This window comes from Dactylosporangium sp. NPDC005555 (assembly GCF_040605635.1).
Taxonomy (GTDB): Bacteria; Actinomycetota; Actinomycetes; order Mycobacteriales; family Micromonosporaceae; genus Dactylosporangium.
In genome coordinates this window covers 1-21,511 of the sequence record NZ_JBEXDG010000021.1, presented here as the reverse complement: position 1 = coordinate 21,511, position 21,511 = coordinate 1, and the positions used below count along the sequence as shown (strand labels likewise).

The following is a 21,511-nucleotide window of genomic DNA, read 5'->3' as shown; positions in this document are numbered from 1 at the left end:
GACCGTGGCCGGCGTCCGGACCGGCCAGCCCGTCAATCTGACGCGCACGGTGTCCGGGAGCGGGTCGAAGGTGCATGTTTGACCGCGACGAAACTGCCTGGCGGGAGTGCGGCGATCAGCCGACCCACCGCCTGATAGGCGAGCGGGTCGTCGTCGACAAAGTGCAGGACGGCGACGAGCAGCAGCGCGACGGGCTGGGTGAAGTCGAGGACCTCCTGCAATTCGGGACTATCGAGGATGATGTCGGGGTTGCGTAGGTCAGCTTCGATATATGCGGGTGCTGTTCGAGATGGGGCTGGTGAGGAGGGCGTGGACTATGACGAGTGGGTCGTTGTCGACGTAGACGACCCGTGCTTCCGGATCGATGGCTTGGGCGACGTCGTGGACATTCGGTGACCAGAGGCCTTAAAGATATTTCGGGTTTTGGGTGAGCCGATATTGATCGATCACGTTGCGTTCCTGGGTTAGAGCGGTTGATTGCCGGGCTACAACGGGCCGCTCATTCGGCCGATCTATGGGAGCCAAGCGGTGCGGTGTGGATGACGTCCCACAAGTATGTGCGGCCAGACCGACGCAGCGCGATGAGTTGAACCTCCGCAATTCGCGCGATGGCTGGCGGTATGTTCCTTAGTGGAGCGATCGCGGCGACTGCTGTGTGGACCGGAACGTCCGCTCCGCTGTAGGCGACGGTTACATGAGGTCGGAATCCTTCCGCCGGTTCGGGCACGTTGGACCACACCGTGCCGATGCCAGCCCGGATCGCGGTGCGGAGGGCCCTTGCCGGCTGCCAAGGCTGGATAAGAAGTCCGACGCCCTCAGCGTCGGGATCGACTGGGCCAAGGCCGAGGTTGAAAGGCGGCAGCCGACCGCATTCAGAGGTCACCGCAGCGATGATGGCCGCCAGGTCTTCGTCGGACACTTCATCGGTGAATCCCACGCCTTGCGTAGTGAGATGGAGCCCTTCGAGCGGGACGAGGTCGAGTTCTGGAAGCCGTAGGTGGTGCTGCACAGCAGTGACGAGCTCGGCGAGAGCGTCTTGTCCTTCAAAAGTGATGTGCCATGTGTAGAAGGCGCGTTCGTCGCGCCAGCCCGGGCGCCAGTACCAGTGGGTTCGCAGGGCTTCGAGGGCCTGGTACGCCTGCCAGCGCTGGTTGAAGTTGTCTCGCTCCGGTGCGGTCATGGCGTAGATGGTATGGCGGGCAGCTTCCGTCGGCTGAGCTGCTCAACGAGTCCGGCGACGTCACGGACGGCGGCGTTGCCTGACCACGGTTCGGCGGTGTTGAGGAACTCCATTGCCCGGAGCGCGACCGATTCGTAGGTGTAACCGCCGGACAAGGTAAGTGCCTCGACAGCGACCGAACAGGCATAGTCCAGGTCGAGATCTCCCCGCGGCCGTTGAAGTTCCGCCGTGGCGAGGTCGAGCCGACTGAGTGCTCGGGGACCGTGCAACTCCGCCCGATCGAACGCTGTCAGGGATAGCTGTGCATGGCTCCGAGCGTCGCTGTGGCGACCAAGAACCAGGTAGGCAGTAGCCGCGTTTGCTGCTGCCCGGGCACTGCAATATGAGCTCAGCGACATACTCGGGCTGACTGTGTCTCCGCGGGCACACTCAAGGACCGCAAGCCCTCGTCCCACAGCATCATCCACGCCTGGTCCGTCACCGAGCCGCGCAAGCGCTCGGGCTTCACCGTTGACCGCGAGGCGGACTGCTTGAGGACCCCGGGGACTCCGCGTGTAGCCGTCGCGTGCGAAGGCTACGGCGTCGTGATACTTCCCTGAATAGTAAGCGATGAGGCTTTGTCCAGCCCTCACCCATGCGTAGAGATCTGGGTCATGCACCGCCTCGGCGAATGCGTATGCCTCAGCGCCGTATCGCTCGGCGAGTACGAGTTCGCCGAGATCCAGTGCCAGAACTCCATGGATGCCGGAGATTTGGGCAGCGGCAGTGTAGAGCCGCCATCGTTGGCGCGGCGGCTGACGGCCTCCGATCAGGTCGTGAACCCGCGCGCGTAGCGCGCGGATCTGAGGTTCGAGCTGAAGCGGTGATCGCTGTTCGTAAGTGCCGATGACGTCGTGAATCATGGTGTCGATGTACGAGAGCATCGCATTGTCGACATTGGACTCCGAGGCGGTAAGCCGTCGATGGTCGATAGCATCAACAGATTCAAACTCGTGATGTTCCGGATCGCTTGGGTGGCTACTGTCGCCGTCGTCGGTCAACACGACGACCTGAACATTGGCTGGAACGATGGATGACGCATGGTTCTCGTGACGACCGGCCGCTTCCGGTGCGCCGAGCAGTTCCTGGAACGTGTGCCCCCAGAACGCCCTTGCCATCCTCTGGGCGACCGGGCGTGGCAGGCTCACGTCTCCGCCCATCCAGCGGGCCAGTTGCCGTGGGGAAAGTGTTGCCTGCTCACCTAGTTCGCGTGCCTTGGCCTCAAACGCAGAGCAGGTCTCTTCCATCGTACGGAGACTTTCCCGAACGAGCTGTTCGAGCAGCGTCCTGTACTGGGGCGAAGCCATGGGATCACCGTACGGGATGTACGGCCCGGTGTGCGATATCCCAGAGATATGTCTGGAAATGGCAGGCAGAGGTCAGGTTTATGGCAGGCAATAGTCCTGCCGCCGCGGTGGCCTTGGCAGGCGTATCGGCGACAGTCTGTTGACTGCTGCCGCTGACATCCGAACGTGTAATCGTTCGGAATTCGCTGGCACCTTGGAGCACTGTTCGCCGCTCCTGCGTTGGCTGTGAGTGGCGAACAGTCTAGGGCGCCGGTTGCGAAGTTCGATCGTTTGCGCGCTTAGGCAGTGACGCGTGCTGATGAGATATGCCCGCTTGCCTTCGTGGTTGCGGCGATGTTGACCAATGGGAGGACGACGGCGATGAGCACGGAGCAGCGGTTGTCTGTCGGGTTCGGCAGGCCGGCATCTGCGGCGGCGGGGATGGGCCGGGGCTTCGGCTTGCTCGGGGCCAGCGACCGCAAATGCTCCCAGGTCGGGTAGAGCGCTCCGTTCCACAAATCTCGCGGCAGGGGGAGTTCGAGTTGGTACTGCAGGAGCACCCGGACTGGTGCACGCGTGCGGCGTGCACCGCTTACGGCGTCGACGGGGACAGTAGCGACCGGTATGAGCGGTGGCATCGCTCGGAGCCGCTGGTGGTCCAGACCAGCGAGCCGACGATCGGGCTCTTCATTCACCGGTTCGCTGAAGCGGACGGTACCGACGAGAGCATCGAGCTGACGGCGGTGGAGCTGCCCGTTGTGGTGCCGTGGTATCTGGCCGAGCCGGTGGACGACCGGACGTTCCTGTTGCGGCAGGACTCGGCCGCTGCACTGATGCAGGCTGTGGCCAACCTGCTGTAGCGGGTCGTGCTGCTGCTTGGCGACCGACCTGTGGGTGCGCTGATCAACTGGCGAAGTGCTTGTATTCGGAACCAGGGAGTTATTCGTCGAGACGTGGTGTCGGTAGTTCTCGTCACCCGCAGCACCGGGCCGGGTTCGACGGCGCGAGGTCCATGTGGCGCGGGCGAACAGGATGGGTCAGCTACCGCCGCCGGTGGAGCTCAGCGGATCCATGATCGCGTGAAGTTACGGTATGACCGGTAACCAGACGGCTCCAGGTGGACATTCCCAGGTATGGAACCAGACGACGCGGCCGCGAGAAGGCGCTTCGAGGAGCTGTTCGAGGCGCACTACGCGGAGTTGACGCGTTTCGCGACACGTCGGGTAGGCGCCGACGCGGCGGGCGACATCGTCGCCGGCACGTTCCTCACTGCCTGGCGCCGGTTCGGCGAGCTGCCGGCCGACCACGCCCGGGCCTGGCTCTACGCCACCGCCCGGCAGGTCATCGCCAACGAGCTGCGAGGGCGTACGCGGCTGGAACGACTGACCGCCAAGGCGGCTGCCGGCGGCGACGTCCACGTGGCGGACCATGCCGCGCGGGTCGACGAGCAGATCCGCGTCCGTGCGGTGCTCGCCGAGCTGTCCCCGGCCGACCAGGAGGTCCTGCGGCTGATCGAGTGGGAAGGGCTGGACGTGGCCGAGGCGGCACTCGTCCTGCACTGCACTCGCACCGCCCTCAAGGTGCGGCTGCACCGGGCGCGGCGGCGATTCGCCCAACGGTTGCTGGCAACGGACGAACAGCACGCCTCGACGGCCCGGCGCACCCGGCCATCCATCGTTCCCGAAGGGAGCACCAGCCCATGAACCACACCCTGGACCGCCTACGCGCGGCCGACCCCGCCCTCACGATGACCGACGCCGATCCGCGCGACCCGCAAGCGCGGGCCCTGCTCGAACGGGTCCTCGCCGCGCCGCAGGCGTCGCCCCGTCGGCATGGACGTCGCCGGCTCGCCGTCGCCGTGGCCACTGCAGCCGTGGCCGCCGCCGGTACCGCGTTCTTCATCGCCGAACCGGCCGTGGCGTACACAGTGGACAAACACGCCGACGGGTCGATTGCCGTCGCGTTCCGCGCCGCTCGCCTGAAGGATACGAAGAAGCTCAACGCCGAACTCGCGCGGGCCGGTGCGCGGACGGTCGTCATGCGGATGATCCCAGCCGATCAGTGCGGGACACCGCTCGACATCGATCCGCTGTTTCCGTTTCTCACCACTGCGACTCCCGCGGAACTGGACCGCTATCCGGTCTCCTATCAGGTCCAGGACGCAGGCGTGGTCATCACGATCCGGCCCGACAAGATCCCGGCGGCCGATACCCTGGCCTTCGGGTACGCCATGCGCGACGACCGCGGAGGCCGCACCACGATCGCAGTCCCCGCAGTCGTCCGCACCGTGCCGGCCTGCATGGCGATCCCGGACCCGCCCCGGCGGTGACATGCACGACGCAGGTGAGCGTCTGATCAAGAGTTCTGTCCCGGACGCGAAGTGGTGCACCTCGGCCAGGTTCTCGTGCCAGGCACTGCCTGGTCGCCGGTCCGGCGGCTCTGCCAAGCTTGCGGGGTGCGTATCCCGGCCGTGACCCCGTCGCCTGTGCGGGCGCTGCTGACCGTGCCGTTCAAGCGGAGCTGGTACGTCGTATCCGTCGGCCGGCGCGGCGAGGCGCACTGGTGGGAGGCTGCGACCGGGCCCGGGGACGCGCCGGTTCCGCTGCCGATCGAGCCGGGGCTGGCGGCCGGTGCGCCTCCGCTGCTGGCGGCGGCCGGCGCGATCGCCGCGACGTGCGTCGACGGGCACACCGTATCCGTGTGGGACCTGGCGGCCGGCGCCCGTCCGACCGGTCTGCTGCTGCCGTTCGCCGGGCCGCGGGTCACGCACCTCGGCGTCACCGGCGGCGACGCTCCGCTCGTGCTGGTCGCGGATGCCGAGGGCGCGGTCCACCGGTTCGACGCGCGCAGCGGTGCCGTGTCCGGTGAGCCTGTGTTCCCGCACGGGCAGCCCGCGCAGTACGTCTCCGTCGTGCACGCCGCCGACGGCCGGATCCTGCTCGCCACCCTCGCCGGTCACCGGGTGCGCTGCGTCGACGCGCGCACCGGCGCGCGGGTCGACGACCCGGACCGTCCCTGGTACGTGCGCGCGATGCGGCTGGCGGGTGCCGCGCTGCCGGACGGCCGTACCCTGCTGCTCGCCGCCACCGACGAAGGCCTCGAGCGCCTGGACCTGACCACCGGCGAGGTCCTGCCGCCGGGTGCCGACCCGGTGGACCTGTACGACGTGGCGGTCGCCCGGCTGCCGGACGGTCGGGTCCTGGCGGCGGGCGCCGGCGACGACGGCGGGGTGCACCGCTGGGACGCGGCGACCGGCGAACGCCTCGGCCCGGCCCTGACCGGCCACTCCCTGCCGTTGCGGGCGATCACCACCGTCACCAGCCCCGACGGCGGCGTCACGATCATCTCCGGCGACGAGACCGGCGAACTGCGCCGCTGGGACGGGGCCGGCGGCACGCCGATCGGCGCACCGTGGCGTACCGCCGCGAAGACCCTCGCCGGCCTGGCCGTGCTCATCCGCGCCGACGGCCGGCAGATCCTGGCCGGCTGCTGCGACTCCGGCCTGCTGCACCAGTGGGACCCGCACACCGGCGACGTCCTGCGGGCGCCGCTGCCGGTCCTCGCCCGCGCCGACGTGCTGCAGGTGTTCGTTGACCCGGCGGGCCGGCCCGCCGCCCTGATCCTCGGCGAGAACCCGGACGACGCGCATGGAGACCTCATCGCGGTCCGCTGTGACCTGGAGACCGGGGTCGAGCCCCGCGACCTGTTGCCGCAGACCGCTTGCGCCGTCTACGCCGACGCCGGCCACACCATGCTCGTCCTCGGCGAACCCGACGGCAGCCTGGTCATCCGCCCCTGGCCGGCTCCAGACCGGTAGGTCGGCTGGCGCTCGCCGACGCATGCCGACGCGTGCGGACAGCAGGCCCGAGCGAGCTCCGCGAGTGGGCAGCAGCGTGATCGTTACCGGATGCCGAGATCGCTTCCGAGTGGTGGTAGGACGCGGGCGAAGGCTGTGCTGGCGAAGCGCCAGTTGTGTCCGCCGATTCCGGTGAACTCGTGTGACGTGATGCCGGCGGTCGCCGCAGAGCGGGCAAGCTCTCGAGCGGTGGCGATGCCTCGGGGATCGTCGACACCCGCGGCGAACCATGCGGTGACCCCGTCGTAGTGGTGCGTGGCGAGCAGCCGGGCTGGATCATGGGCTTGCTCGTCGGTGACCGAGCCGTTGTACAGCTGGAGTGTCGTCTGGGCGTTGCGGAGGGTGGGCCGGGGCTCGCCGCCGAGGTCGATGAGGTGGCGGTAGACGTCGGGGTGGGCGATCACGAGATCGGCCGCGCAGGTGCCGCCCTCGGAGAAGCCGACGACGCCCCACGTGTCGGGGTCGTGGCCGAGGTGCAGTGTCGCGGTGACGAATGCCGGGATGTCGACGGTGAGGAAGGTTTCGGCGTTGCCCTTTTGGCCGTCGACGCATTCGGTGTCGCGGTTCGTCGCGCCGTTCTGGTCGGCGAAGACGAGTACCGGGGCGACGCCGTGGTGCTCGGCGGCGTAGGTGGCGTCGGTGGTCACGGCCTGGCCGGCCTCCGGCCATTGGCTGGTCCAGCCGGGCACGCCGGCGAGGACGAGCAGGACGGGCAGGTCCGGCCGGGGCGCGGTGAAGTAGGCGGGTGGGAGGTAGACGTAGCCTGGCCGGTGCGCGAAGTGTGAGGCGGTGGCCGGCATGTCGAACGCGCCGAGCACGCCCTCGGCGCGGGCGTCCGGCGACGGGCCGCGGAGCGTCTGTTCGAGGTTGCCGCCGCTCAGTGCGCCGGTGTGGTCGAGAAGGTCTCCCACGTTCGGCCACACGGCATAGATCTGGTTGGCGAACAGGAGTCCGCCGGCGAGTGTCAACGGGACTGCGGCGACGGCGGTGATCCGGCGGATGGCCCCGGGGCGCGATAGCGCGAGGGGTATGCCGAGGACGGCTGCCACGATCGCGGCGAACCACAGGTCGAACATCGGCGGGTAGCGGTCGCGGACCGTCTCGGTCAGCCGCAGCAGCACGACGGTCGCCGCGGTGAGGGCCGTCGCCGACGCCAGCAGCAGCGGCAGGGTACGCAGCAGCCATCGCCGGTCCCGACGGATCCAGGAGCCGATCAGGCCGGCCAGGGCGAGCAGTTCGACGGCGTGAGCGACGGTGGGGTTGAGCAGCGGCACGTCGTCGAACAGCCCGGCATACGCGGCGAAGACGGCGGCCAGGAGCACCACGATCACTGTCGCGGTGAGGGTGGTTTTGCGGGTACACCACATCGTGACCACGACCTGTTCAGCCGGCTGGGCGGAAGACCCAGCTGCGCATGAGGAGGAACCGGACCAGGGTGGCGCTCAGGTTGGCGACGACGAGCACCCCCATTTCCAGGATTCGGGTCGGGTGCGGGTCGAACCGGTTGAGGGCGGCGAGCGCGCCGCTGGTCATGGCGAGCCCGAGCGTGAAAATGAGCATGCCCTGGAATTGGTGCCGGACGGCCCGTTCCCGCCCGCGGACGCCGAATGTCAGGCGCCGGTTGGCGGTGGTGTTGACAACCGCAGTGATGAGCAGCGCGAGGAGGTTCGCCAGCTGGGCGCCGGCGGTGAGGCGTAACGCCGCGAACAAGGCGAGATAGGCGGCTGTGCTCAGCACTCCCACCGTCGTGAACCGCGCCAGTTGGCCGGGCATGCCGACCGGTACGCCTGGGATGTCCGGCTGGAGCGGTGCGCGGCCGAATTGGGCGCGCAGATCGGTGAGGGACGGCGTTGCGGTGAGCACCCCGCGGGCGAGTCGGGCGATGCCCATGAGGTCGGCGAGGGCGGTGGCCAGGATGTCGACCCGGGTGTCCGGGTCGTCGACCCAGTCGACCGGGACCTCGTGGATGCGCAGGCCGGCGCGCTGGGCGAGGATCAGCAGTTCGGTGTCGAAGAAGAAGCCGGTGTCCTGGATGAGCGGGAGCACCTTGTCGGCGACGTCTTTACGGATCGCTTTGAAGCCGCACTGTGCGTCGGAGAAGCCGGCGTGCAGCGCGCCGTGGAGGATGAGGTTGTAGCAGCGGGAGATGCATTCGCGTTTGGCCCCCCGCACCACGCGGGCGCCGCCGGTCAGGCGGGTGCCGATGGACACGTCGGAGTGCCCGGACAGCAGTGGCGCGACCAGTGGCAGCAACGCGGCCAGGTCGGTGGACAGGTCGACGTCCGTGTAGGCGAGCACCTGGGCGTGCGACGCCGTCCACGCCGCGCGCAGCGCCCGGCCGCGACCCTTCTCCGCGACGTGCAGGACGCCGATCCCGGGCAGTTCCCCTGCCAGGGTGTGCGCGACGTGGAGCGTGCCGTCGGTGCTGCCGTTGTCGGCCACCGTGATCCGGAAGGGGTACGGGAATGTCGCGGTGAGGTTGGCGTGCAGGCGCCGCACGCACGGCGCCAGATCCGTCTCCTCGTTGTAGACGGGTACAACGAGGTCGAGGACAGGCTCGTCGGGACCCGAAACGTCGGTCCGCACCGGGCATGTCGCACCAGGAATCCGCACATCGGCCACAGTGCTACCCCGAAAGGTCGTAGATGGTGACGCTGTCGATGGTGGTGGCGGTGTACCGCCGCTGGATCCAGTTGGCGATCTGCGCGCTGTCGCCGGTACGTGCCGTGCCGAAGTCGCTGCCGAACGGGCCGCCGGCGACGAAGTAGTGGATTTCCTTGGCGGCGACGTCCTGCTGGAACTGCGCGAGGGTCGGGGTCGGGTCACGGCCGCTGAAGCCGCCGACGGCCATCGCGGGCCGGCCGGTGGACAGCTGGTAGGTCGCGGCGGTCCGGGAGCCGACCGCCGCGACGACCCACCTGTACGAATCGTCGTCGCGCTTCAGCAGCGCGAGGACCTGCGGGCTGGGCTGCCTGAGCTGCCGGTTCATGACCAACCATGTGGGCCGGCCGCCGCGAGCACCCGTGGCACCTCCGAAACCGTCCGCCGCGCCACCCCGCATGGGCCCGGGCCGCGCCGCGGGCACCTCGGGCCCGGCTGCGGTGTCCGCACCGCCCGATCGCGGTACAGACGCGGTCTGCAGGCTGTACGCCGCCGGGCCGGCCAGCACGGCGATCACGGCGCCGGCCGCAGCGGCGACGCGGACCGTCCGCAGCGTCCCCGGCCGGCGGGTGAACAGCACCAGCGCCGCCGCGAGGAGTCCGGTCAGCAGCACCGCGCCCCGCAGCCACGGCTCGAAGCGCGGACTGCGGTCCAGCAGCACGTACGACCAGACCGCGGTGCCGGCGACCGTGGCCGCGAGCAGCGCCGTCGCCCAGGCATCGCTCCGCCGGCGCCAGAGCGTGTCCGCTCCCATGCCCACCAGCGCGGCCACGGCCGGGGCAAAGGCGAGGGTGTAGTACGGGTGGAAGATCCCCGCCATGAAACTGAACACCAGCGCGGCCACCACCAGCCACATGCCCCACAGCACGAACGCGGCCCGCTGCTGGTGAGCCCGTACCGACGCCCCGCCCCGCCCGGCGACCCAGGCGAAGCCGGCGACGCCCAGCACCAGCGCCGCAGGCAGCAGCCAAGCGACCTGACCACCCACCGCTGCGCTGAACATGCGCCCCCAACCGGGCTCTCCCCAACCGATCCGCGGGGCGCCGAAACCGGCCGTCTCGTTCCCGGTCAGACGGCCGAAGCCGTTGTATCCCAGCGCGAGTTGCAGGACGTCGTTGTCTCTCGATCCTCCGACGTAGGGCCGATACCGAGCCGGTGTCAGCTCCACGACCGCCACCCACCAGGCCGCCGAGCCCACCATCGCCGCCCCGGCGACGAGCACCTGCCGAATCCGGCGCCGGACCGGCGTCGGCGCGAAGACCAGAAAGGCGATCGCGAACGCCGGCACGACCAGCGCCGCCTCCAGCATCTTGGTCAGGAAACCGAGGCCGACACAGGCCCCGGCCAGCACCAGCCAACCGGTGCGCGCATGCTCCAGCGCCCGGACCACCCCGTACGCACCCGCGACGAGCACCAGCGTGAGTAGCGCGTCGGGGTTGTTGAACCGGAACATCAGCGCGGCCACCGGCGTGACGGCGAGGACCGCACCGGCCAGCAGTGCCGCGCGGGCCCCGAACCAGCGGCGAACGGCCGAGTACAGCAACGCCACCGTGGCAACGCCTTCCAGTGCCTGCGGCGCCAGAACGCTCAACGGGCTCAGGCCGAAAATCCGCACCGAAAGGCCCGAAACCCACAGTGCGGCCGGCGTCTTGTCGACGGTGATGAAATTCGAGGCGTCGAACGACCCGAAGAACCAGGCCTTCCAGCTCGCCGACCCGGCCTGGGCCGCCGCCGCATAGAACGAATTCGCCCACCCCGACGCGCCGAGGCCCCACCCGTACAGGACCGCGGTCGCAAGCAACAGGACGATCAGCGCAGGACGAGCCCACACCGGCTCGCTTCCCCCGCCACGCAGCAACCGCTGCCCGGTCACGAGCCATCGAGGGCACCCAGCGGTGCTTTCCTCGTCAACTGGCCCCGTTGCCCTGGCCACGGCCCAACGGTAGCTCCGGCCCCTGGCAGGCACACGGGCGTCGAATGTGTACCAGTTGTGAGAAACGTCGCGCCCAACCGGGAGCGCTCATCCGGCGCGTGGACGGGGTGCATCGTACCCGTCGGACGGGTCGTTCAGGCGGGTGACCGCGCGCAGATCCCGTTGTGAGGGCCGTTCGGGCTCGCGGTGGGCGGCGAACAGGCGGGCTCACCGCATGCCACTCGCTGCACGGCGCCACTTCGGGATCGACGTGATGCAGCGTGACTCGTCGCTGGGGCTGACACCGCGTGCGTGGCCACGTTGCGATCCATGGGTCCTGGCAGACTGGGGGAGTGACGCGTCTCGGCCGCGCCGCCCGCGCGCCGCGGTGGCTGCGCCGGGTCGGTATCACCGTGTTGGCCGGGTTCGTGCTGGTCACGGTGTTCTCGTTCGGATACAACGCGGCCACCGCGGGTCGGGCCAGCGCCCCGGCAGGGCTGCGGTTCGTCACCGCCGACGGGATCCGCACCCGGTACCGGCAGTGGGACGGACCCGGCCCGCCGATCGTGCTCGTCCACGGCTTCGCCGAGTCCGCCGACACGTTCGACCCGCTCGGGCGGGCGCTGTCGAAGACCCGCCAGGTGTACGCGCTGGACCTCACGGGGTGGGGCTACAGCCAACGGGTCGGGCCGTACGACGCGCAGCACCAGGCGGCGCAGTTGCTGGGCTTCCTGGATGCGCTGCATCTCGGCCGGCCGGTGCTGGTCGGGCACTCGTCCGGCGCGGCCGTTGTCGCCGAGGCGACGCTGCGCAACCCACGGCGGGTCGGCGGCGTGGTGTTCCTCGACGGCGACGCCCTGAACATCGGTGCCGGGTCCAGGTTCGGTGGGCTGCGATCCGGCCTCGTCGACCCGTACCGCACCACGCTGCTGCGGTTGGCCATCCACTCGGACCGGCTGATCCGCAGCGTCTACTCGGCCAACTGCGGGCCATCCTGCCCGCCACTGGACGCGGCCGGGGTCCGGCAGTGGCGGCGCCCGTTCGAGGTGCCCGGCGCAGAGCGGGCCATCTGGCAGTTCACCGGCCTGGTGGGCCTGCCGGCGTCCCGGGTGGCCGAACTGGCGGACGTACCGGTGCCCAAGGCGGTCGTGTTCGGCGCCAACGACGACGTGTTCGACCATTCGGCGCCGTACACCGCCGCGACGCGGATCGGCGCGCCGGCACCGACGGTCATCCCCGGCGCCCGCCACCTGTCGTTCATCTCGCACCCGGACGCGGTGGCAGCGGCAGTGTCCGCGCTGCCCGGGTAGGGGCGAACGTCGCGCCGACTACGGCAGTGCAAGGCACACCAATTGCGGCCTGGGCCGGAATGCGCCGGTTCCGACACCAGCAAAGACGTCCGACCCTTGCGACGGTGTCTGCGCATCGCCACACTTCGGAACGACTACCCGAACATTCTGTGGCTACCCGCTCCGTGAGCGTATCGACCGGCGGGTGGTCGGCGCGGGTGATGCGGGAGCGGTGGGAAGGTGCTCGAATGAGTTGAGGTCGTCGCGCGAGGGGAACGGCCGCTCATGCAGACACGTCTGCTTGCCCTGCTAGCGCGCCCGGCGCCGCCGTTGGCGATCGGGGTCATCGTGGCTGTCGGAGTCGTCGCGTTGGAGACGCTCGCGCTCTTCCCGTTGCGTGGCGGCACCTACGAGTGGACGAGCGGCATGGTGTACCTCATCGGCGTCCTGGCCATATCCACTGTATGGGGCGCCCGGCTCGGTGTCGCCATGGCGTTGGCGAGCGTTGCCGCGTTCAACTATTTCCACACCGTGCCGTTCGGTGCTCGGACGCTGTCCGGTGGCGACCTGCGGCAGGTCGCAATCTTCCTAGCCGCGGCGTTGGTCGTCAGCGGGCTGGCCAACATCGCCCGCGGGCACGCCCTTGAGGGAGCACTGCGCCGTGAGGAGGCCGACCTCGCCGCCGACCTCGCCCGCCTGGTGTTGCGCGCCACGGACCTGAGCTCGGTGCTCCCACCGGCCGCCCGGCAGGTCGCCGCGGCGCTTGACCTGCCGACCGCCAGGATCGTACTCGGCGATGCCGAGCCGGACGGGTGCTGGACCCGGTTCCCGCTGCAGGGCGGCACGCTGCTGGTCCCAGCCGGATTGCCCGGACCGGCGCTGCAGCGCATCCGACAGCGGATCGTGCCGGCCCTCGACTCGGTGCTGCGCGCCGCCCTGGACCGCGAGGCGATCAGCAACTCGCTCCGCGCCAGCCGTGAGGAGGCCACCTCACTCGCCGCCGCGCAGGCCGGGCTGCGGCGGGTGGCGACGCTCGTCGCGCGGGGCGCCGAGCCGACCGACGTGTTCGACGCGGTCACCAAGGAACTCGGCCGGGTCCTCGGCCGGGGCTTCCCCGTGGTGCTCATCCGCTACGAGCCGGACGGCACGGCCGCCCGGGTCACCGGACGTAGCGAACCCACCGACATCGACCGCGTGCCGGTCGAAGACGAGAGCCTCGTGGCCGTGGTGTTTCGCACCGGCCGGGCTGCGCGGATGAGCAGCTATGCGCATGCGGCCGGGGCCAACGCGGCGATCGCCCGCAGCGTCGGCGCCCGCTCCGGGGTCGGGGTGCCGGTCCTGGTCGAGGGCCGCATCTGGGGCGTGGCCATTGTCGTGTCCACCGGACCGGAGCAGCCACCGCCCGACGCGGAGCGCCGCATGGCCGACTTCACCGAGCTTGTCGCCAACGCGATCGCCAACGCGGAGAGCCGCGCGCAGCTCGTCGCCTCCCGCGCCCGGATCGTCGCAGCCATGGACGATGCCCGTCGGCGCCTGGAGCGCGACCTACACGACGGCGCCCAGCAGCGGCTCGTGTCGCTCGGCTTGGAACTGCGGGTCGCGCAGGCCGGGCTGCCACCCGGGACCGACGACGTCCGGCAGCAGCTCGGGCAGGCGGTCGAAGGGCTGACCGCGGTCTCGCATGACCTGCAGGAGCTGTCCCGGGGCATCCACCCGGCGATCGTGTCGCAGGGTGGGCTCGGCCCGGCAGCACGCACCCTGGCCCGGCGCAGCGGCTTGCCGGTCGACCTCCGCCTCGATGTCGACCGGCGGCTGCCGGAGCGGATCGAAGTCGCCGCGTACTACATCATCTCTGAGGCGCTGACCAACGCCGCCAAATACGCGCAGGCGAACTCGGTGCACGTACACCTCGAGACCGACGAGGCCCGCCTGAGGCTCACAGTGCGCGACAACGGCGTCGGCGGCGCCTACCGCGAGGGCGGCTCTGGACTGCTCGGCCTGCAGGACCGGGTCGAGACCCTTGGCGGCACCTTCAACGTACTGAGTCCACCCGGCCGAGGCACCACCCTGCACGCCGAACTCCCGTACGACACCGACCCGCCCGGCTAGAGACTCTGAACTGTCAGGGTTGGAGATCATGGTGACGAGCGTCCGGTGGCTCTGAAGAAGCCGTCGATGAGGCCGTCGACGTCCTGCATCTTCCTGAGCTTGGTCTTGGCCAGGCGGGAGAGATTGGTGGCGTTCCCGGCGGGGAGATCGGCCAAGCGGACGCTGCTTGGCGCGAATTGCGGCAGGTCGTGCACATGAGTGTGACGGTGGCTGTGCGCCGCGATCACGTCGTCAGGGGAGCGTAGGAGTGCGGTCCGCCGAGCCAACGGCTGAGGTACCCGGACTGGATTTCGCCAATGAGCAGGCCGGTCAGCGCTGCGGAGAACCCGACGTGGTACTGCTCCCAGTACGGCCCTCGTTCCTTCAGCACCACAGGCCAGTCGTCAGGTGCCGTGCCGGGCCTGATGTGCCAGAGGAGGAAGTCACCGTTGACCGAGCACCCCCACGAGATCAGATTGTCACCGGGCTCGAACCAGGACGGGACATCTTCCCGGTTCGGTGTCCAACGCGACGCGTCACCCAGCGACCAGTCTCCGGACCCGCTGCCGAGTCCCGCGAGCTCGGGGCGGATGCACTCGTGCGCCCAGGTGTTGTGCTGCAGCAGGTCCGCCCAGTCGTGGGCCGCGTCAGGAGCGCAGACGATGACGTGGTCATCGACGATTCCGGCCCCGTACGCGTCGACGAACATCCTGTAGTCGCCCGGAAGCACCACACCCAGCGCTGTCTCGGCCGACGACCAATCGCATCCGGGCCCGGCTGCCGTGGCGAGCGCCGGCAGACCCAGCAGCTGGGACAGGTGTGCAGTGGCGTCGCCCGGCCGGTCGAGCCCTTCGCCGGCCCGGCCGACGTCGTCGACGAGACGCTCACCGGAGACGATGTCGTCGGGCCTGAGCAGGTCGCCACCGACGCCGGTGACGACGGCGAACGACCCGGTGAGCTCAACCACGACCAGGTCCACATCCCGCGGCTTGCGGCCGTGCTCGCGGCAGGCACGGTCGAAGCGGTCTCCCGGACGAGCCCAATGCCGCGGGTGATAATCCGGCTCACCCTCCAGCCGCCAGCCTCCCGGCACTGCCTGGACCGAGTCAACGGAGAAACTCAGACGCTCCCTACGCACAACCGGTATCTTGCCCGGCCAGCACGGCACCCGCCATCCGCCGACGAGCGGCCGGTAGAGGTCAGGCTCCAGCAACAACTGCGTTGCACCTGTCTGGGCGCCCTGGGACTCTTGCGCGCATGACACAGAACGCGGCATCGGCGGCGCAAGGGTGCATCTTCTGCGCCATCGTGGCCCGACAGGCCGAGGCCAGTGTGGTGCACGAGGACGAGACCGTCGTGGTCTTCATGGACCTGAACCCCGTCACGCCCGGCCATCTGCTCGTCGTGCCACGCGAGCACGCGGTGGGCCTCGAAGACCTCGACGGAGCCACGAGCGCTCACGTCTGGTCGGTCGGTCATGACATGGCACGAGCCCTGCGCCGCTCAAGCATGCGCTGCGAGGGGATCAACGTCCTCCTCTGTGACGGCGAAGTCGCCTTCCAGACCGTCTTCCACTTCCACCTTCACGTCATCCCTCGCTACGCAGGCGACGGCTGGACCCTCAAGGCCGACTCGCCGGAACGCGAAAGGTCGCTCCTCGACAGCGACGCGAAAGCGATCAAAGACGCCATCGCGTCGACGGACTGACTGGTAACTGCCGCTCAAGCCGCTGGTCGAGCGCTACTTTGCTGCATGGCCGACTGCGACGATGATGGCCTCATGGTCGAGTCCGTCGTCCGATGGGGTCCTGAACTGCTCCCGTCCGCAGTGGAGTTGTTCGTCGATGTGTTCAACGCCGAGCCCTGGAACGATCGCTGGTCGGTCGACTCGGCGACCGGCCGGCTGCGCGACTTGCAGGCCACGCCCGGCTTCGAAGGGGCAGCGTTGCTCGTTGACGACGGACTGACCGCGTTCGTCGGCGGCTACCGGCAACGCTGGTGGGACGACAGCGATCACTTCTACATCGCCGAGATGGCCGTGCGGCGGCAGGCCCAGCGATCCGGCAACGGCACTCGCCTCCTGCAAGCCTTTCTTGCCGGCCTCGACGACGTGAGCAGGTTCTATCTGCTCACCGCCGCAGACGGACCTGCGGCACAGTTCTACCGCTCGCTCGGGTTCCAACCCGGACGCCCGAACCACGTCATGACCAGGGCCATAGCACCCACGCGGGCACCGAGGCTCAACGATTACTGACATCGATTCCTGCGTCCGTTCCCAGCGCATTCGGACTACCACGACACCGCGATCAGCCCAGCACCCTGGCCAGACCGGATCGAAGCGCGTCAACCATGCGGCGGGCGACCCATGACCGACACCGAACACCGCCTCACCGGCAGCAAGAAGACCGCCGCAATCACCCGCCCCGCTGGCCGGCCCATCTAGGCTGGCGGCTATGGCGATCCAGGCGGTGGCGTCCTGGAGTTCACCCCGGAGATGGACTTCGACCGTCGGTGGGAGGCTCGACTCGGCCTGCCACCCGGCACCGTCCGCCAGCGACTCGCCGACGTCTGGGCAGGCGGTGCGATCGGCGCGCTCACTGAGCAGCTGGTTCACCAGGAGATCGGCGATCGGTTGCGTCTCACCCCGAAGCAGGTCGACGCGATGATGGCCGACATGTGGACGCAGTACTTGGGCGTCGGAAACAGCGAGCTGATCGAGTACGTCCGGCGACTCCGTCCGCGCTACCGGACCGGCATCCTGAGCAACAGCTTCGTCGGCGCGCGGGAGCGGGAACAGAAGACATACGGGTTCGAGGACCTGGTCGACGTCATCGTCTATTCGCACGAGGTCGGGACGAGCAAGCCTGATCCGCGGATCTACGCACTCACGTGCTCGCGGCTCGGCATCCGTCCCGAGGAGATGCTCTTCCTCGACGATGTCGAGTCGATCGTCGCCGCCGCCCGGGAGGCCGGCATTCATGCGGTCCAATACCGGGACAACGCGCAAGCCATCGCCGACATCGAGTCGGCGCTCGCCGATGCGGTGGCGGGTCAAGGATGAGCAGCGTCCGCACGACAGCATCCTCGCCCGCCCCTGAAGCGGTGCGCCGACGGACCCAATCCGCCAACTCAACCTGAACAAATCTTCAGCGGATGTTGAGGAGCCGAGACCCCACGATCAAGCGGTCGGTCGTGCATTGCGCTGTCACACTGAGCGCCATGCTGGACTCTCCGCAGGAATTCATGCAGGCGGCCCAGCACGCACTGGATCAGGTGTCCGACACCGTCTGCGACATCGGCGACGGCCAGCAGATCAGCGTGCGCGATTTCCTGCACGACCTCGCCGTAGCGGCCGCCGACTGGCCGTACACGCCACCGGAGCTGTGGTACGCCGACAGCATGCAGCACTGTTTCTGGTCGCTGCTGCACGGCCGCCCCGAACCGGTTCCCGGCGAGGACGTGGACGCCGAGTCCGTGGCGTTCGGTGTGCTCATCGCCATGACCAGCGCGGACCGTGGCGGCCATCACGAGGCCGCGGACTTGTGCGAGACGGCCCTGGCCTACATGAAGACCCTCCCCGCCTGGCAGGACGTGGACCTGGTCATCGATCCGTCCGATGGCGGCCCCACGCGGTTCAGGCTGGCTCTCTGACTGCGGTGGGCGCCTGGAAGTACTCTCGCTAACATGCCGTATTGGCCTGATAGCGGCAGTTGAGTGCGGTATGCGTCGGCGCTGGATTCGCTGGTCGGGTAAAGAAAAAGTGATCGCTGACGCGAGGGTCTCGAACTCTTGCGCTTCGGCAGTACATTGGCGAGCATCATTTCATGACTTCATTGCTCCGTCGCTTCGCGCTGGTATCCGCAGTTGGCGTAAGTTCGCTTGTGCTGGCGCCGGTCACGCCGGCTGCCGCATACAGTGCGTGTTCGGCTGGCACGATGTGCGGCTGGCTCTACTTCTCCGATGCCGCGCGCACCCAGCAGCAGGGCGGGCACACCACGAACTGCCAAGGTGTCGTGCTCGACTGGGGCATCAAAGCCGGCTACTCCACCTACATCGTGCAGGGCTGCGGGGGCGGCCCCGGCCCGGTGTGACGCCCGGCCGGCCGTGACCCGGCTCCGAACGCGTGCTCAGACCGCTCGAACTTCGGCGAGCCGCTTGACTGCGTACTCGTCGTCCCAGCAGACAGCGGCTTCCCACGCGGCCGACGCTTGCGCGGCGATGTCGTGCGCGTCGTCGTCGAGGCCGGCAGCGTTGTCGGGCAGCACGAGATCGAGGTCGGGGACGTCGACGTGACCGACGCCTGGGATTGTGCGCCCATGATCGGCGGCGGGTCTTGTTGTGACAGCGGGCAGCTCGCCCGCACATCACCCGGCACCTGCGCCGGTGCCGAAACGCGCTGCGGCGATCTGCCCGAAGGCATCGTCGCGGTAGCAGCCACCCTCGTACCGCCCGACGGGTGTTCATCGGTGCGGAGTGGGCATCTGCAGGCCTATGAAGACTGCACTGCGCAACGTCCGCGTGTTCGACGGCAGGCAACTTCTCCGGCCCGGCACGGTGGTGCTCGACGGCGACCGCATCGGATCCGACGCCTCGGGTATCAATTCGGTCGTCGACGGCGCGGGGGCGGTGCTCCTGCCCGGGCTGACCGACGCCCACGTGCACCTCGACGGGCGGTCTGCGCTCGAACGGCTGGTGCGCTTCGGGGTGACCACCGCCCTGGACATGGCCAACGCCCCGCCGGAGTTCGTCGACTCGATGCGCCGGATCCGGGGCCTCACCGACATCCGCAGCGCCGGCACGGCTGCGCTCGCCCCGGGCAGCATCCACTCGCAGATCCCGGAGATCGGCCGGCGCGGCCTGATCCGTACCGCCGGCGAAGCGGAACGGTTCGTGACCGAACGGTTCGCCGAGGGCTCCAACTACCTGAAGATCCTGATCGATCTGCCCGGGCCCAGCCCCGACCGGGCGACCATCGACGCGCTCGTCGCCACCGCGCACAGGCTCGGGCGGCTCGTCGTGGCGCACGCCCTGTCGTACGAGGCCGCGGAGGTGGCGCAGGCGGCCGGGGTCGATGCGCTCACCCACACGCCGCTGGACCGGCCACTGGACCGTGCCGCTGCGGACCGGATGGCGGCCGAGGGCCGGATACTGATCCCCACGCTGGCGATGATGGAGGCGTTGACGGCGCCGTCGACGCCGCCGGAGATGCTGGCGCAGTGGGCGATGCCCGGCGCACGTTACGACAGCGCGCGGTCGAGCGTCGCCGCCGCGTACCGTGCCGGTGTGCCGGTCCTGGCCGGTACCGACACCAACACCGATGCCGAGTCCGCGGGGAACTACGGCTTCGGCGACAGCCTGCACCATGAGCTGGAACTGCTCGTCGACGCCGGTCTCAGCACCATCGACGCGCTGCGCGCCGCGACGGTGCTGCCCGCCGAACACTTCGGCCTCACCGACCGCGGCGTCATCGCGCCGGGCCGCCGGGCCGACCTGGTCCTCGTCGACGGCGACCCGCTGCAGGACATCCGCGCTGCGCGGTCGATCAGCCGCGTCTGGTGCGGCGGTATCGAGCACACCCCGGCCCGGCTGGCCAAACAGTCGTAGAGTGCGGCGCTTGCGGCCCAACCGTTGCGGACCCCAGACACGTTGCGCTCGGCGGCGCCGATCAACGCGTGACCGCTCGGCCTGATGCCACGTCTCACACGCGCCGCAGAGCGGGGACCGAAATGCTTGTGCGCGCTGACATCGGCTTCTTGTCGTGAGCTCTGGCTACGTGCGAGGTCGTTGCAGGCTCGGTCGTATCGCATCGTGGCGCGTGGATCGGCGCGGCGGGCGGCGACCTGGACGTCGCGGAGGCTGACGCCGGCGCCCAGCATGGTCGTGACGAACGTGTGCGGGTGCATCCTTGGCATCCGCACGCCGGCGGACGTCGTCGGCGGGCGAGTGAGGCAGGATGCCGTCGATGACGCGGACCCTGTAGAAGCCGACCACGACCGACAGCCGTCGAGCCACGGTCGGCTGCTGGTACTGGCGCACGTCCGGCAGCCAGCGCTGGTACCGCTCGATGTCCACCCTGACGTGACGAGCGGATCGAGGTCCTGCGCGGTGCACCAGCGAAGGAAGACCCGATGGTCGGACTCGCGGTGCAGCCGGGTCTGACCGCGGTTGCGGCCGAGGTACACGGTGGTCGCCGCACGGAGGACGGGCTCGATCGGGGACCCGCCGCTGACGGCTGGGGTGATGACGGCAGCCATACATCACGGTGCGTCGCTGACGGCGATGAACGCTGTCGCAGATGAGCGCACCCGATCAAAAGTGATGTGCCGGAGTGGCGAGCCGGCGCTCCGTGACCCCTCTGGTGTGGTGAGACCGACGACACCAGCCGGCGCGACCTCGAACCGATGCCGGGTCCGGCCCGTAGAGACAGGCGCGATCAGCTCGATCAGTTGTCACAGATCCGGTGTCGCCCTTTGTCGTCCTGTCTGCTCTGGTTAAGAGAAGCTTGTGTTTGTTCGCTCCGCCCGTCGCTTGGGCATGTTGACCACGGTGGTAGCCGCTGTCGTGAGTGTCCTGGCCGGCGCGCCGGCCGCCTCGGCCGCCGGCACCGTGGTGAACACCTCCCCGCAGAACGCCCCGCAGCTGGCGCTGGCCAAGGCCGGCCCCAGTGCGTCCTTCTCCCTCGTGGTGCTGCAGGAAGATGGTCCCTTCGCCAATCAGAAATGGACCATGGATCAGGTCGCCAACCTCGGTGGAGGCAGGCTCGCCTTCACCTACACCAGCAGCAGCGGCGGCTGCCTGGACGTCAACGCGGACTCACTGCAGAGCGGCGCGGCGCTGGTCGTCAAACCATGTGACGGAACCCTGAGCCAGCGGTGGATCCGGGACTTCAGCGTCAACGCGACCTTCCTGAAGCTGGAGAACCGCAACAGCGGCCTGATCGCCACAGCCGACGGCGGCAGCAGCGGAACCCGGGTCACGCAACGCGCCGACGTCGGCGGTTTCAACCAGCGCTGGTCCAACTTCGGCGCCTGAGCACCTACCGTTTCCACTGAGTGCTGTTTGGCGCTCATGTGGTTGTCCTGTCTTGCGACGGGACGGTCCCGGTCTTGCCCGCAGGGTGTGCTGCGGTGCCGGGTTGACGTTTCTTCGCCTCCTGCCCACCGGGGTGGGTCTTGTGGTTGGCTCCACGTCCTGCCACCGG

23 protein-coding genes are annotated in these 21,511 nt (G+C 69.2%); 13 read left to right on the top strand and 10 right to left on the bottom strand.

Annotated features, from left to right (window positions below):
• Positions 1-32: 32 nt before the first annotated feature.
• From ABZS58_RS23860 to ABZS58_RS23845, 4 genes are all read right to left on the bottom strand, one after another.
• Positions 33-221, bottom strand: a complete 189-nt coding sequence (locus tag ABZS58_RS23860; RefSeq protein ID WP_354784887.1) for an SAM-dependent methyltransferase — start codon at positions 219-221, stop codon at positions 33-35.
• Positions 222-258: 37 nt separating this feature from the next.
• Positions 259-366 (bottom strand): SAM-dependent methyltransferase, encoded by a 108-nt coding sequence (locus ABZS58_RS23855; RefSeq protein ID WP_354785151.1) that lies wholly within the window; start codon positions 364-366, stop codon positions 259-261.
• Positions 367-499: 133 nt separating this feature from the next.
• Positions 500-1,180, bottom strand: coding sequence for a 2'-5' RNA ligase family protein (locus ABZS58_RS23850; protein WP_354784885.1), 681 nt, complete (start codon positions 1,178-1,180; stop codon positions 500-502).
• Complete coding sequence (locus tag ABZS58_RS23845) at positions 1,177-2,526, bottom strand: XRE family transcriptional regulator (protein WP_354784883.1); 1,350 nt, start codon at positions 2,524-2,526, stop codon at positions 1,177-1,179. Before ABZS58_RS23845 ends, ABZS58_RS23850 begins: the two co-directional genes overlap by 4 nt.
• Before the next feature lie 521 nt (positions 2,527-3,047).
• On the opposite strand from ABZS58_RS23845, the gene ABZS58_RS23840 reads away from it, so the two are divergent.
• The 4 genes from ABZS58_RS23840 (at position 3,048) to ABZS58_RS23825 (ending at position 6,322) form a co-directional block, all read left to right on the top strand.
• Positions 3,048-3,365, top strand: coding sequence for a hypothetical protein (locus ABZS58_RS23840; protein ID WP_354784881.1), 318 nt, complete (start codon positions 3,048-3,050; stop codon positions 3,363-3,365).
• 273 nt (positions 3,366-3,638) lie between these two features.
• Positions 3,639-4,208: a sigma-70 family RNA polymerase sigma factor gene (locus ABZS58_RS23835; RefSeq protein ID WP_354784879.1), complete on the top strand. Its 570-nt coding sequence runs from the start codon at positions 3,639-3,641 to the stop codon at positions 4,206-4,208.
• Positions 4,205-4,834 (top strand): hypothetical protein, encoded by a 630-nt coding sequence (locus ABZS58_RS23830; RefSeq protein WP_354784877.1) that lies wholly within the window; start codon positions 4,205-4,207, stop codon positions 4,832-4,834. Before ABZS58_RS23835 ends, ABZS58_RS23830 begins: the two co-directional genes overlap by 4 nt.
• Before the next feature lie 126 nt (positions 4,835-4,960).
• Positions 4,961-6,322, top strand: a complete 1,362-nt coding sequence (locus ABZS58_RS23825; RefSeq protein WP_354784875.1) for a WD40 repeat domain-containing protein — start codon at positions 4,961-4,963, stop codon at positions 6,320-6,322.
• An 83-nt stretch (positions 6,323-6,405) separates the two neighbouring features.
• Here the strand turns inward: ABZS58_RS23825 and ABZS58_RS23820 are convergent, their stop codons facing one another.
• Genes ABZS58_RS23820 through ABZS58_RS23810 form a run of 3 tightly spaced genes read right to left on the bottom strand, consistent with a single transcriptional unit; the run spans position 6,406 to position 10,853 of the window.
• Positions 6,406-7,692 (bottom strand): alpha/beta hydrolase-fold protein, encoded by a 1,287-nt coding sequence (locus tag ABZS58_RS23820; RefSeq protein ID WP_354784873.1) that lies wholly within the window; start codon positions 7,690-7,692, stop codon positions 6,406-6,408.
• A 52-nt stretch (positions 7,693-7,744) separates the two neighbouring features.
• Positions 7,745-8,947 (bottom strand): glycosyltransferase, encoded by a 1,203-nt coding sequence (locus ABZS58_RS23815; RefSeq protein WP_354784872.1) that lies wholly within the window; start codon positions 8,945-8,947, stop codon positions 7,745-7,747.
• A 40-nt stretch (positions 8,948-8,987) separates the two neighbouring features.
• Positions 8,988-10,853 carry a glycosyltransferase family 39 protein gene (locus tag ABZS58_RS23810; protein WP_354784870.1) on the bottom strand — a complete coding sequence of 622 codons (1,866 nt, stop codon included), beginning with the start codon at positions 10,851-10,853 and terminating at the stop codon, positions 8,988-8,990.
• Positions 10,854-11,287: 434 nt separating this feature from the next.
• Here ABZS58_RS23810 and ABZS58_RS23805 point away from each other — a divergent pair, with 434 nt between their 5' ends.
• Both ABZS58_RS23805 and ABZS58_RS23800 read left to right on the top strand, forming a co-directional pair.
• Complete coding sequence (locus tag ABZS58_RS23805) at positions 11,288-12,244, top strand: alpha/beta hydrolase (protein WP_354784868.1); 957 nt, start codon at positions 11,288-11,290, stop codon at positions 12,242-12,244.
• A 327-nt stretch (positions 12,245-12,571) separates the two neighbouring features.
• Positions 12,572-14,332, top strand: coding sequence for a DUF4118 domain-containing protein (locus ABZS58_RS23800; protein ID WP_354784866.1), 1,761 nt, complete (start codon positions 12,572-12,574; stop codon positions 14,330-14,332).
• A 26-nt stretch (positions 14,333-14,358) separates the two neighbouring features.
• On the opposite strand, the gene ABZS58_RS23795 is transcribed toward ABZS58_RS23800, so the two are convergent.
• Both ABZS58_RS23795 and ABZS58_RS23790 read right to left on the bottom strand, forming a co-directional pair.
• Complete coding sequence (locus ABZS58_RS23795) at positions 14,359-14,559, bottom strand: hypothetical protein (protein ID WP_354784864.1); 201 nt, start codon at positions 14,557-14,559, stop codon at positions 14,359-14,361.
• Complete coding sequence (locus ABZS58_RS23790) at positions 14,556-15,527, bottom strand: hypothetical protein (protein ID WP_354784862.1); 972 nt, start codon at positions 15,525-15,527, stop codon at positions 14,556-14,558. The genes ABZS58_RS23795 and ABZS58_RS23790 overlap by 4 nt, the downstream gene beginning before the upstream one ends.
• 41 nt (positions 15,528-15,568) lie before the next feature.
• On the opposite strand from ABZS58_RS23790, the gene ABZS58_RS23785 reads away from it, so the two are divergent.
• The 5 genes from ABZS58_RS23785 (at position 15,569) to ABZS58_RS23765 (ending at position 18,401) form a co-directional block, all read left to right on the top strand.
• The gene (locus ABZS58_RS23785) at positions 15,569-16,018 is read left to right on the top strand and encodes an HIT family protein (protein WP_354784860.1); all 450 of its coding nucleotides are present in this window, start codon (positions 15,569-15,571) and stop codon (positions 16,016-16,018) included.
• A 72-nt stretch (positions 16,019-16,090) separates the two neighbouring features.
• A complete protein-coding gene (locus tag ABZS58_RS23780) occupies positions 16,091-16,564 on the top strand; it encodes a GNAT family N-acetyltransferase (protein WP_354784858.1) in 474 nt (157 codons plus the stop codon).
• 240 nt (positions 16,565-16,804) lie between these two features.
• The gene (locus ABZS58_RS23775; protein WP_354784856.1) at positions 16,805-17,371 is read left to right on the top strand and encodes an HAD-IA family hydrolase; all 567 of its coding nucleotides are present in this window, start codon (positions 16,805-16,807) and stop codon (positions 17,369-17,371) included.
• 158 nt (positions 17,372-17,529) lie between these two features.
• Entirely contained in the window at positions 17,530-17,961 is a 432-nt protein-coding gene (locus ABZS58_RS23770) for a hypothetical protein (protein WP_354784854.1), read from the top strand.
• A 284-nt stretch (positions 17,962-18,245) separates the two neighbouring features.
• Positions 18,246-18,401, top strand: coding sequence for a DUF6289 family protein (locus ABZS58_RS23765; protein ID WP_354784852.1), 156 nt, complete (start codon positions 18,246-18,248; stop codon positions 18,399-18,401).
• 36 nt (positions 18,402-18,437) lie between these two features.
• Here ABZS58_RS23765 and ABZS58_RS23760 read toward each other — a convergent pair whose 3' ends face one another.
• The gene (locus ABZS58_RS23760; protein ID WP_354784850.1) at positions 18,438-18,575 is read right to left on the bottom strand and encodes a hypothetical protein; all 138 of its coding nucleotides are present in this window, start codon (positions 18,573-18,575) and stop codon (positions 18,438-18,440) included.
• Positions 18,576-18,801: 226 nt separating this feature from the next.
• On the opposite strand from ABZS58_RS23760, the gene ABZS58_RS23755 reads away from it, so the two are divergent.
• Positions 18,802-19,914 carry an amidohydrolase family protein gene (locus tag ABZS58_RS23755; protein ID WP_354784848.1) on the top strand — a complete coding sequence of 371 codons (1,113 nt, stop codon included), beginning with the start codon at positions 18,802-18,804 and terminating at the stop codon, positions 19,912-19,914.
• A 942-nt stretch (positions 19,915-20,856) separates the two neighbouring features.
• Complete coding sequence (locus ABZS58_RS23750; RefSeq protein WP_354784846.1) at positions 20,857-21,342, top strand: RICIN domain-containing protein; 486 nt, start codon at positions 20,857-20,859, stop codon at positions 21,340-21,342.
• Positions 21,343-21,511 lie beyond the last annotated feature (169 nt).

Bases quoted from the DNA above. Each gene is read 5' to 3' on its own strand.
- ABZS58_RS23850 (WP_354784885.1), bottom strand. From the start codon at position 1,180: ATGACCGCACCGGAGCGAGACAACTTCAACCAGCGCTGGCAGGCGTAC.
- ABZS58_RS23845 (WP_354784883.1), bottom strand. From the start codon at position 2,526: ATGGCTTCGCCCCAGTACAGGACGCTGCTCGAACAGCTCGTTCGGGAA.
- ABZS58_RS23835 (WP_354784879.1), top strand. From the start codon at position 3,639: ATGGAACCAGACGACGCGGCCGCGAGAAGGCGCTTCGAGGAGCTGTTC.
- ABZS58_RS23830 (WP_354784877.1), top strand. From the start codon at position 4,205: ATGAACCACACCCTGGACCGCCTACGCGCGGCCGACCCCGCCCTCACG.
- ABZS58_RS23785 (WP_354784860.1), top strand. From the start codon at position 15,569: ATGACACAGAACGCGGCATCGGCGGCGCAAGGGTGCATCTTCTGCGCC.
- ABZS58_RS23780 (WP_354784858.1), top strand. From the start codon at position 16,091: ATGGTCGAGTCCGTCGTCCGATGGGGTCCTGAACTGCTCCCGTCCGCA.
- ABZS58_RS23775 (WP_354784856.1), top strand. From the start codon at position 16,805: ATGGACTTCGACCGTCGGTGGGAGGCTCGACTCGGCCTGCCACCCGGC.
- ABZS58_RS23770 (WP_354784854.1), top strand. From the start codon at position 17,530: ATGCTGGACTCTCCGCAGGAATTCATGCAGGCGGCCCAGCACGCACTG.
- ABZS58_RS23765 (WP_354784852.1), top strand. From the start codon at position 18,246: ATGTGCGGCTGGCTCTACTTCTCCGATGCCGCGCGCACCCAGCAGCAG.
- ABZS58_RS23755 (WP_354784848.1), top strand. From the start codon at position 18,802: ATGAAGACTGCACTGCGCAACGTCCGCGTGTTCGACGGCAGGCAACTT.